The 11,333-nt window shown below is 38.5% G+C and carries 7 protein-coding genes and 1 pseudogene; 1 reads left to right on the forward strand and 7 read right to left on the reverse strand.

The window, feature by feature from the left end; genetic code table 11:
- Positions 1–196: 196 nt before the first annotated feature.
- A complete protein-coding gene (locus GQR46_RS09710) occupies positions 197–634 on the reverse strand; it encodes a PACE efflux transporter (RefSeq protein WP_197118774.1) in 438 nt (145 codons plus the stop codon).
- Between the two features lie 126 nt (positions 635–760).
- On the opposite strand from GQR46_RS09710, the pseudogene GQR46_RS09715 reads away from it, so the two are divergent.
- A pseudogene (locus GQR46_RS09715) lies at positions 761–1,665 on the forward strand (LysR family transcriptional regulator).
- Between the two features lie 16 nt (positions 1,666–1,681).
- Here GQR46_RS09715 and GQR46_RS09720 read toward each other — a convergent pair.
- The 6 genes from GQR46_RS09720 to GQR46_RS09745 all read right to left on the reverse strand — a co-directional run.
- Entirely contained in the window at positions 1,682–2,326 is a 645-nt protein-coding gene (locus GQR46_RS09720) for an MOSC domain-containing protein (protein ID WP_165740824.1), read from the reverse strand.
- Between the two features lie 123 nt (positions 2,327–2,449).
- A complete protein-coding gene (locus tag GQR46_RS09725) occupies positions 2,450–3,382 on the reverse strand; it encodes an alpha-E domain-containing protein (RefSeq protein WP_007585221.1) in 933 nt (310 codons plus the stop codon).
- Position 3,383: 1 nt separating this feature from the next.
- Positions 3,384–4,838, reverse strand: a complete 1,455-nt coding sequence (locus GQR46_RS09730; RefSeq protein WP_165740825.1) for a circularly permuted type 2 ATP-grasp protein — start codon at positions 4,836–4,838, stop codon at positions 3,384–3,386.
- A 46-nt stretch (positions 4,839–4,884) separates the two neighbouring features.
- On the reverse strand, positions 4,885–5,763 hold the full coding sequence (locus GQR46_RS09735) for a transglutaminase family protein (protein ID WP_165740826.1): 879 nt from the start codon (positions 5,761–5,763) through the stop codon (positions 4,885–4,887).
- Positions 5,760–8,279 carry a circularly permuted type 2 ATP-grasp protein gene (locus tag GQR46_RS09740; RefSeq protein ID WP_165740827.1) on the reverse strand — a complete coding sequence of 840 codons (2,520 nt, stop codon included), beginning with the start codon at positions 8,277–8,279 and terminating at the stop codon, positions 5,760–5,762. The genes GQR46_RS09735 and GQR46_RS09740 overlap by 4 nt, the downstream gene beginning before the upstream one ends.
- 112 nt (positions 8,280–8,391) lie before the next feature.
- Positions 8,392–11,333 (reverse strand): transglutaminase family protein (locus GQR46_RS09745; RefSeq protein ID WP_165740828.1); only part of this gene is annotated, 2,942 nt, incomplete at its 5' end.

Here is an 11,333-nt window from a genome sequence, read left to right on the forward strand (position 1 = left end):
CCCACACATAAGCAGATTGGTATAACAATTGATATTTAGCTTTATTCACTTTTAATAAAAAGATCCTTTATTAGTTTTTTGCCACTATAAAGCAAACTTGGGTAATATTACGCCTCTAAAAGTGCTGGTGCATTGGCAAATACACCAGCAGTTAAATACAAAACTTTGTTAAGTCATCCCATATTTAAAAAGTGTATTAACATGCAGCATTTTTTGAATGAAAAATATAGGCTCGTGTGTGGTCGTACACTAGGTTAAAAGTAAAAGCGTAAAGGGTTATAAAAAAAGTTACGCCAATATCCATTATTAATGCTTCCCATAAGCCTACTTTTAAAATGATTGCCATCACGGGAATAGTAAAAACAAGTAACCCGCCTTGAAATAAAAGCACGTGAAAAATACGGAATAATACAGAACGTTGCTCTTTTGCACCAGTAGCTACTTTGTCAAAACACCAGTTGAAAATAAAGTTCCAACACATAGCAATTGTGGCAACAATTACCATAGTGCCCGATAAAGCCCCTATTGCATGATCTGTAAATAGTGCTAAACCTAAAATTGATAATGACACGGCTAAAATCTCAAACAAAACTGCCTGAAATACTCGCTCTGTTGCCCCCATTTTCTCTGTCATAATGTTCTCTTTTATCTATTAATATTTAAGTGTAGTGATAATGACAGATTTATTTAGTTACAAAAGTTAGCAACTATCACCTATAGTGATAAGATGAATATATAGTTCTAGATAAAGTAGAATAAAATGTACAGCTTAGAGCAACTAAAAATATTTGTAAGCGTAGTAGAAACCGGCTCTTTTTCAGCAACAGCGCGAAAGTTAAAGCGTGCGCAGTCGGGTATTAGCCAAGCTATTTCTAATCTTGAAATCGCAATAGATCAAACATTGTTTGACCGCAATAAAAACACTCCCACTTTAACAAAAGTGGAAAAACCTTGCTACCGGTGGCTTATTCAATACTGCAACAACAAATTTATTTCGATCAAAAGGTTGAGTCTCTTGCTAAAAACAACGAGCAAGACGTAGTAATTGCGATTGACGAAAGCATAAGTAATCACGGAATTTTAAAAATAATAGCCCCCCTTGCACAGCAATATCCTATTACAAACTTTGAATTAATATCGGCTACTACGTTTGATGTAGAAGAACTTGTAAAAATAGGTAAAGCACAAATAGGCATCATTTATAGTGATGGTGAATTAAAGGTAGATATGGACTTTTTTTTGCTAGGCCAAGCTCGATTTTTGACGATTGCGTCACCGCAACATGCGCTTGCCAAACTTAATAAAGTAAATAGCAGTGACTTAAAAGCACATAGGCAATGTGCTCACCGTAGCCTTAATCAATCAGAGTTATGGTTTAGCTATGCTATAAGCGCTAAGGTTTGGTACGCCAATACTCATCAAACACTCATTGATTTGGTAACACAAAATGTGGGCTGGGCGTTGGTGCCTGAGTTGGCAATAAAACAACAACTTAAACAAGGTGGCCTTGTTGCCCTACCCGTAACACATGAGCAAGGCGGTTGGCTAACGCCTATTGGTTGCGTGGTATCAAGAAGTAAACCGGCAGGCCCAGTTACTGAAAGTTTACTAACCCTTTTACAGCAACATTTTTTAAAAGAAGGTGATTGGAAAGCTAAAGTTTAACAACACTCACACGGCGTTATATTGCGAGCTTCTTTTTAATCTTAGTTTGCCACTCAAGCGCAAGCTCGGGTAGTTCAAGTGCTGCGAGTAAAACGCTTTCATAACCTGGGTATTGTTTATCAAAAAACGCCTGGAACAACGTTTTTACTGAAATATTATGCGTCGCTTTATGCTCAATAGTGACTGCATCCCCCGTTTTAGCTATACCTGGCTCTAGCACTCTAAAGTAAACACCGGTGTGATAATACTGAGTAAACAGTTTTAAGCTTTGTTTATTATTAAGTGCAATAGTCAATTTAAAGCACGGCACACGAGGCTGACTTACTTCAAGCAGTGCAGTACCCATTCGAATTTGGTCGCCTATATGTATATTCGTTTCATCGAGGTCAGAAATAGTGAAGTTTTCACCAAATATGCCGCTACTTAAGTTTTCGTTTTCAAGAGTCTTCTGCCAGTACTCATAATGATTGTGCGAAAAAGCATATACTGCTTTATCTACCCCGCCGTGGTTAATTAAATCAGCTTGCTCGTCACCTATTATATTTAGCTTTTCAATCGCTACAGGTTCGTTAGTTGGGGTTTTGAATATTCCTGTTCTCACCTCTTTATCATTATGAATAAGAGTTTTAATTTTAGAGATATTAGTCGAGATGATTTTCATTGCGATACCAACGGATGAGGAAGTAAAGATTAATTATGCAGGTTTTAAAATTATTATAAATAAATTTAAGCAAAAAAATGACCGCTTAAGACTAAGCAGTCATTTCACAATATACAGTTTTTATTATTCTGCTTGTTTTAAAAAATACGTTTCGGCCAGTCCGTTATGTATTCCAGCTAAGTCTATTTGTATTTCATCGATAAAGTCATGCAACAGACCATTTTTAAGTACTCGTACGTCTTTATTTTCTAACTCAACAATTGCATCATCAATTGATTTAATAATTTCTGTTGAGTTTGGCAAAGGTAAAACCAATGCTTTTAATTCATTCATACAAAATAAAATAGATCGTGGGAATACTTTGCTGTGCATCACAAATTCTATTACATCTGCACGCTGTACTCTAACGCCCATTTCTTGGCGATACATTTGATAAGCACTTAATGAGCGCAATAAGCTGATCCACTGAATATTATCAAATGGCTTCACTTCTTCTTCATTAGTAATTAACGTAGCTGAGCGAATATCTAAAATTCGCGATGTCATGTCTGCGCGCTCTATAATCGAACCAAAGCGGATAAAAACATAGCCCTGATCATGATTAATTGTGGCATCTAACGCCCCAAATATTTGATGGGCTGAATCTATAATCTTTTTTAAATAATCAAAACGTCCGCGCTTTGTTATCCCTTCTTTTTGATTATCTTTTACATAATAATAAAGAGAGTTAATTTCTTCCCATACATCTCGAGGAATTACATCGCGGATTGTACGCGCGCTTTCTCGTGCCGAAGTAATAGAGTTTAAAATTGACGAGCTATTATCACTACCAACAAGTAAATACCTTAATGCTTTTTGTTCAGTAAAATCAGTATGGTTTTCTGAATACGCTTTACGCACACCAATAATATCAATTAATGGCTCCCAGCCGGTACATACGCCTTTGGGTAAGTCCATCATCAGTAAATTGTTAACGTTGATTAAACGAGCCACATTTTCCGCACGCTCAATGTATCGAGATACCCAATATAAAGTTTCGCCTACTCTTGATAACATATTATTTAGCCTCTTCGTCAACAATCCAAGTATCTTTACTGCCACCACCTTGTGATGAATTAACCACCAAAGAGCCTTTAACCATAGCAACACGCGTTAATCCACCAGTGGTAACTTGCGTATCTTTACCTGATGATAAAATAAACGGTCTTAAATCGGTATGTCGACCATCTGGTTTATTACCATCAAATGTTGGTACTGTTGATAAATCTAATGTTGGTTGAGCTACCCAGTTTCGTGGGTCCGCTTTAATTTGAGCAATACACGCTTCTTGTTCTTTTTTAGTCGATTTAGGACCAATTAATAATCCATATCCGCCAGATTCATTTGCTGGTTTAACAACAAGCTTATCGATATTTTTAATCACATGGTCGCATTCTTTCGGGTCTAAACATTTGAACGTTGGGACATTAGCAAGTTTAGCTTCCTCGCCTAAGTAGTACTTAATCATCTCAGGTACGTAAGCGTAAACTACTTTGTCATCAGCAACACCTGCGCCTGGTGCATTAACTAAAGCCACATTACCTTTAGACCAAGCACGCATTAATCCAGGAACGCCAAGTTGGGATTCTGGTAAAAAGGCTTCTGGGTCTAAAAATAAATCATCTATACGACGATAAATAACATCAACTCGTTGTAGCCCTGTGATTGTTCTCATGTATACACAGTCATCTTTTTCAACAACTAAATCGCGCCCTTCTACCAGTTCGCAACCCATTTCTTGGGCAAGGTAACAATGCTCAAAATAAGCGGAGTTAAACACCCCAGGAGTAAGTACCACGACTTCTGGTTTATCTTGTGGACGAGGCGACATTGCCGCTAGCATATCAAATAATTGTGAAGGGTAATCATCAACAGGTAAAATCGACACTTGCTCAAATAATTCAGGGAATACACGCTTCATTACAGAGCGATTTTCAAGCATATAAGATACACCAGAAGGAACACGCAGGTTATCCTCAAGCACATACATTGTACCGCTGCCATCGCGTACTAAATCTGAGCCACAAATATGCGCCCATATTTTATTTGGCGGGTTTATTCCCACGCATTGCTGGCGAAAGTTAACTGATTTTTCTAGTAATCCTTTTGGAAAAACACCATCTTTTATTATTTTTTGGTCGTGGTATAAATCATCTATAAAAAGGTTAAGCGCTTCAACACGTTGCTTTAAACCAACCTCTACGCTTTGCCATTCTTTTTTACCAATAGTTCGAGGGATAATATCAAACGGCCAGGCTCTATCAATCATATTACCTTCGTTGTAAACCGTGAAAGTAATACCCATTTCTTTAATAGCTAAATCAGCAACCGCTCTGGCTTTTACTAATTCTTCGCCCGATAAATTAGCAAAAAATTGTGCTAATTGTGTTCCATGCGATCTAACGTTTCCTTGTGCATCAATTAATTCATCAAAGAAACCTTTTGTTTGGTACGCTTTCCAATCAATTTTCATACACTCTTTCACCTTATCCATCATCATATATGACGTAGTTAAACTGCTATTCCATTCGAATCATATCAACCGCTACATCAAGCAATTGACTACCGCCACCAAATACCACTCCTTTTAAAGGAGTTACGTCAGAAAAGTCTCGCCCTACGGCTAGAGTAATATGCTGATCGCGTGGTAAAACATTATTTGTTGGATCAAAATCAACCCAACCAAAGTTTGGCACAAATACCGCAAACCATGCATGAGTTGCATCTGCACCTTCTAGCTTTTCTTCGCCTTCTGGCGGCATGGTTTCTATGTACCCACTTACGTATCGACCTGCTAACCCCACGCTGCGTAAGCATGCAAGCGCAAAGTGTGCAAAGTCTTGGCAAACGCCCCTTTTTTGTGCAAAAACAGTGCTCAAAGGCGTACTAATTGTTGTAAAACCAGGATCATAATGAAATTCATGAAAAATCCGTGCCATTAAATCTTTGCATGCAGAAATTATATTTTTGTGTGCATCAAACGAAATTAATGCGTATTCCTTAATTCCTTTATCTATTGGAATAAGCTGTGAAGGTAGTACAAATTCAGACGTTTTTAATAATTCCGCTGTATTTGGTTTAACCAATAAATCACGTACTTTTCGCCAAGCAATATCAACGCTCTCTAAATTACTATTAGCGCCGACTAACAGTTCTACCTCGCTGATCATCGTTACTTTAAGTTTTTTATGCTGTATTGCTATTTCAAACGCTGTTACCTGATTATTAAAATAATCAGTAAATGATTGTAAGTAAGTCGGTGTAGGTTCAATTTCTACACGACTACTGTGGCATATTTGCCCGCGATTCGTTTTTGGCGTTAATCGCGCTTGGTTTTGACACAAACTAACAAAGTCTGAATAGTTGTATGTAGTCGAGTGCTTTATTTTATATTTCACGATTGAGCTTGCTCAATATTAGTCCAGTTCAATTTATTTGCCGTTTGGGTATGAGAAAAATACTGTAGTAATAATACATCACAAAATGTATCTAAGTTCATACGCGTATTATGGTTAAATTCGATTAACTGGTTACGTTGTCCATTTTCACTTTTTTGTAGGTAATCTTTCTCAGTTACATAACAACTTGTTTTAGAAAGTAAAATTGCTTTTTCGTGTGCCGCAATTACGCCTTGTCTGCGTTTTGTGGGTAAATGCTTACACAACTTATTAATTTCCTCTAACTGAAATAATAAAGAACGTGGGTATTCAGCATCTAAAAGTAATAACTCAAGCCCTGTACCAATGGTTTGATACATTCTGTATCGGCGCTTATGCGTAACTAAACTAACTTGGCAACTTAGCACTGCTTCAAGTAAGCCAAGCTCTTCGGGCTCGTCTAACTCTTTGGTTAATAAAGCCGCACTTAATGATGTTATTTGTAAGCTACGCTCTACTCTTCTGCCCATTTCGAGTAAAAACCAGCCATTACTATTTGGCATACAATCTGTAATCGAGCCATTAAAAGCCATAATTGAGCCTATAACTCTATCTAGGCTGCTTTGCATTGCACGTGTTGGAATATTAATATTTACATTTTTAAATACTTTAATTTGCTCATTAATATCATCAATTATTCGGCGACTATCATGAGATAGTAATTCTTGAATTTGCACCGACGCATTTGCAATGTACTTTAATGTATTAATAATACTGCCAGCGTATTGCTCGTCTGCAAGGAGTTGAAAAGCAGTTTCTTTAGACAGATTTACATCAATGCCATCTAGTTTTAAATCAGGTTCTATATAGGGATAAACAATATATTGCGACCTAATGGCATTAGAAAGCCGTGCAACTATACTTTTTCGTATTGAATCTGGGTAAACAGAAAACTCGGTGTACTTGTCTATAAAAATACGCAAAATACGTATGGTGTTTTCGCAGCGTTCTAAGTATCGACCCAACCAAAAAAGGTGCTCAGCCGTACGGCTCGAAATAACCCCTTCGAGTAGCGTTACATCCATTCTTTTTCTAATTGGCACCGGTGGATTATGCTTGCCTAAATCAACTCTATCGGCTGTATTTATCCATGTATCTTTGATCCAACCAGATATTCTCGGGTTGTTACTTTTTTCGTTCGAAAAACACAGTGCTGAAGGAAGTACTTCTACGCCATTTTCTGTGGTTAATGCATAGCATCTAAACACCACTGGCTTGGAGATTAATTGCCCATCATGCCAAAATGGTGCACTGCTAAAAGAAGGTTTTTCTTGGAAAAAGTAATTATCGGGTTCTTTGCTGATAAGTAGCTTTATTTCTTGCTCGTCTAACACTCCATCTAACTTGAGTGTAGGGTCTATAGCAGATAGTAGTTCGAGGTTATTCCAATCAACGGCTTGCGCTTCTTTTACACTTAAATAATTTGGCTCACCTAATAACAGCGGTTGTTTTAAAATTTGCTGCGATAACTTTTCTAAGTTGCACTTTATTGAAGGTGACGAGAGCACACCGCTACCAAACGGGTTTAAAACCTTAACCGACCCTTGTCGTACCGATTGTAATAAGCCCGGAATACCATGAAGTGAATATTCAGTTTGCTCTAAAGAGTCAATACAACGATCAGAAACCCAGCGTAAAATGACATTAATTTTACCCAAGCCTTGTAACGATTTTAAACAAACGTCACCACCACGTACGGTTAAGTCGGCGCTTTGTACTAATGTATAGCCAAAGTAGGTAGATAGGAATGCATGCTCGTTGTAGTTAGGGTCATCAATTCCTTGGGTAAGAATTACAATTCGTGGGTCATCCATATAATGGGTATATTCGTTAATACCCTCTTGGAATAAATTTAAAAATTCTTTAATTTGCTGAACATTACATTCGGCAAATTCTTCAGCCATTACACGCCTTGCAATAATACGGCTTTTAATTAATAGCCCTAAGCCCAGCGGGCACTGACAATGATCGCTTAATACTTTAAATTCGCCTGTTGGCGTGCGGTAAACATCTAATGCAGTAAAAAAAAGTGTTAATTCATTACTAGGTAAACTAAAACCTTCGCGTAAGTAATTAGGGTCTTGAAAAAGCTGCTTTGCAGGAATATGACCATCAACTAATAGTGTTTGGTCACCGTAAATATCTTGCTGAATTTTATTTAATAAAAGGGTTCTTTGTTTTATTCCCTCTTCGAGCAACGCCCAATCGGCTTTAGATAACATAAATGGCAATGGGTCAAAATGCCACTGCTTATTGCTTTCATTTTTAATATTGCCATTTTGTAGCAATTGGCTAATTTCTGTAGCGCGGCTACTAACATCATCTGCTGTTAGACTAGCTAAACGCTTAAATAAAGTATCCCAATGGTCTGGGTTTAAACCACTGTGGTTTGCTAGTTCATCATGTCCATGTGATTTATCAAGGTATAAAGACAACCACTCAGGCAATTCCGGCATCGCGTTATTGTTAATATACAAGCTGAAAGCGCTCCAATTTATAGTAAATAGCCGTGTTCATAATGATGCTTTAAAAATATTTAGTCATTCCACTTTAAATAATTTCAAAGTGGAATGACACAACTATCAATTATTATTTAAAGTTAGGCTGCCTGCGTAAATCCAAGGTATTTGGATAATCAGGATTACTACTTTCTTCATCAGGTACCACGTATTCACTTGCGCTTTGCGCCGATTGAAAACTATGCGTAACCGCCGATGGGCTCCAGCTTGGTTCTGCTGATGCAAGTAACGATGGTGTATGCCCATGTTCCCAAAATCTTGCAACTCTGCGCCCTTCGGCTTCAAATGCATTAACCGGTAGTGTTTCAGGATTACGACCTCCAGCATGGCTCACATGATATACAAAGCCTCCAACTGAACGACCTTCCCACGTATCAATTAAATCAAAAACTAATGGAGCATGTACGCCAATAGTTGGGTGAAGCGCTGTAGGTGGTTGCCAAGCTCTGTATCGTATACCCGCGACCATTTCATCTTTTGCTTTACCTTTAACCGGTTTAAGCGGCACTCTTCGACCATTACACGTTACAACATAGCGATCGCTCATTGTTCCTTGTACTTTTATTTGTACTCTTTCTAATGACGAATCTACATAGCGCGCCGTACCCGACGCACTTGCCTCTTCGCCTAGTACATGCCAAGGCTCGATTGCGGTTCTAAGCTCAAGTGTTACGTTATCAAGTTCTCGCGTGCCACATACCGGAAATCTAAATTCAAAAAATGGATTTAACCAACTTAACTGAAATTGAAAACCTGCCTGTTGTAAATCGCGGCTTACTTCAGCTAAATCGTTTTCTACATATTGTGGTAATAAAAACTTGTCGTGTAACTCTGTACCCCAACGTATTAATGGCTTGTGGTAAGGTTTTTTCCAAAACCAAGCAAGTAAAGTACGCAACAGTAGCATTTGCACTAAACTCATTTGTGAATGTGGAGGCATTTCAAAACCTCTAAATTCTACAATCCCTAAACGACCTGTGGCTGAGTCGGGTGAATAGAGCTTATCAATACAAAACTCTGCTCTGTGTGTATTACCCGTTAAATCCACTAATAAATTACGCAGTAACCTATCAACTAACCAAGGTTCAGGCACCTCACCTTCGGGCATATGCGAAAAGGCAATTTCTAGCTCGTATAAAACTTCATCACGGGCTTCATCCACTCGCGGCGCTTGGCTTGTAGGACCAATAAAAAGCCCCGAAAATAAATACGACAAACCAGGATGATGCTGCCAATAGGTAATAAAACTTCTTAAAATATCAGGTCTGCGTAAAAATGGGCTTTGCTCAGGTGTTTCGCCACCAAGCGTTACGTGGTTACCACCACCAGTACCAGTATGGCGACCATCTGCCATAAACTTATCGGTACCTAATCGGCATTCTTTTGCTAAACCGTATAACGTTGTAGTTCGACTGACTAATTGATCCCACGATGTTGAAGGATGAATATTTACTTCAATAACACCTGGATCTGGCGTTACAGCGTATTTTTCTACGCGGCTATCTTTAGGTGGGCTATAGCCTTCAATAACAAGCGGCATTTTAAGTTCTTTAGCCACACTCTCTATACTACTTATTAAACCCATGTAATGTTCAAAATGACTTGTTGGTGGCATAAATATATATAAACGCCCCTCTCTCACTTCCATTACAAGCGCAGTTTTAACCATTTCTTTACCAATAAAGCCCTTTTTAAGCTTTTTAGCTTTGGTAAAATTTTCTGGAATATCAAATGGGTCGCGGTCAATAATATTGCCGCTCCACTCAAGGCTGTCTAAAGGTAGGCGATAACCAAGTGGTGATTCACCCGGTAATAAAAAACAATGACCCCGTTTAAACTCCCACGTACACGACTGCCAACAGTTTTTACTATCGTTCCATTTTAAAGGTAGAACATAGCCAACAGGCTTTTCTATGCCTTTATCCATTTTAGCTAAAAAGCCTTTTCGGCTCATTGCATGGAGAAGTTCTGGTTGATCTGGCTTTATTTCGGTAGGTAATGAGGCTTCTTGCCACATGTGATATAAAATATCTTCATAAGCCGTAGTAAGCGCCTTGGTTTCAAGACCCAGTGAGTCACACAGTTTATCAGCAAACTTTTTAGTATCGGTATGATCAAATTTATAATCTTTATTAGGATCGGCTAATAGTGCAGCATCTTGCCATAAAGGCTCGCCGTCTTTGCGCCAATAGCACGCATATTGCCAACGTGGTAATGGCTCACCCGGATACCATTTACCTTGTCCGTAATGAGTAAAGCCACCTTTTGTGTATACTTTATTCATTTCTACAAATAAATTTTGAGCTAATATTCTTTTTTCTTTACCATCGGCATCAGTATTCCACTGAGGATGTTCCATATCGTCAATAGAAATAAACGTAGGCTCGCCACCCATAGTTAAATGTATGTTTTCTTCATTGTAAACATTGTCAACGTGCTGACCTAAGCGGTTAATTGCCGCCCACTGCGCCTCAGAATAAGGCTTAGTAACACGTGGGTCTTCGTGTACACGCGTTACTTTATTATAAAAGCTAAACTCCGATTTACAGTCGTCTATACCGCCGGTTACCGGCGCTGCCGAGCTTGGCTCTGGCGTACACGCCAATGGAATATGACCTTCACCAGCAAATAAACCCGAGGTAGGATCAAGCCCTATCCAACCTGCACCCGGAATATACACCTCGGTCCATGCATGCAAATCGGTAAAGTCTTCTTCTGGACCGCTTGGGCCATCTAGTGATTTTTGATCTGAGGTTAGCTGTACTAGGTAACCCGATACAAATCGAGATGCCAACCCTAAATGACGAAACAATTGTACTAACAACCAAGCAGAATCACGACACGAACCTGTTTTTTTACTTATTGTTTCGTTTGCCGTTTGCACACCGGGTTCTAAACGAATGCCATAACCTACTAATTCATAAATAGCTTGATTAACAGCCACTAAAAAATCAACGCTTCTAAGCGGCTCTTTAGGGTTTAAAGATTCAATTAATTCTTTAAATTTTGGAC

Source organism: Pseudoalteromonas sp. Z1A6, assembly GCF_011378745.1.
Lineage (GTDB): Bacteria > Pseudomonadota > Gammaproteobacteria > Enterobacterales > Alteromonadaceae > Pseudoalteromonas > Pseudoalteromonas arctica.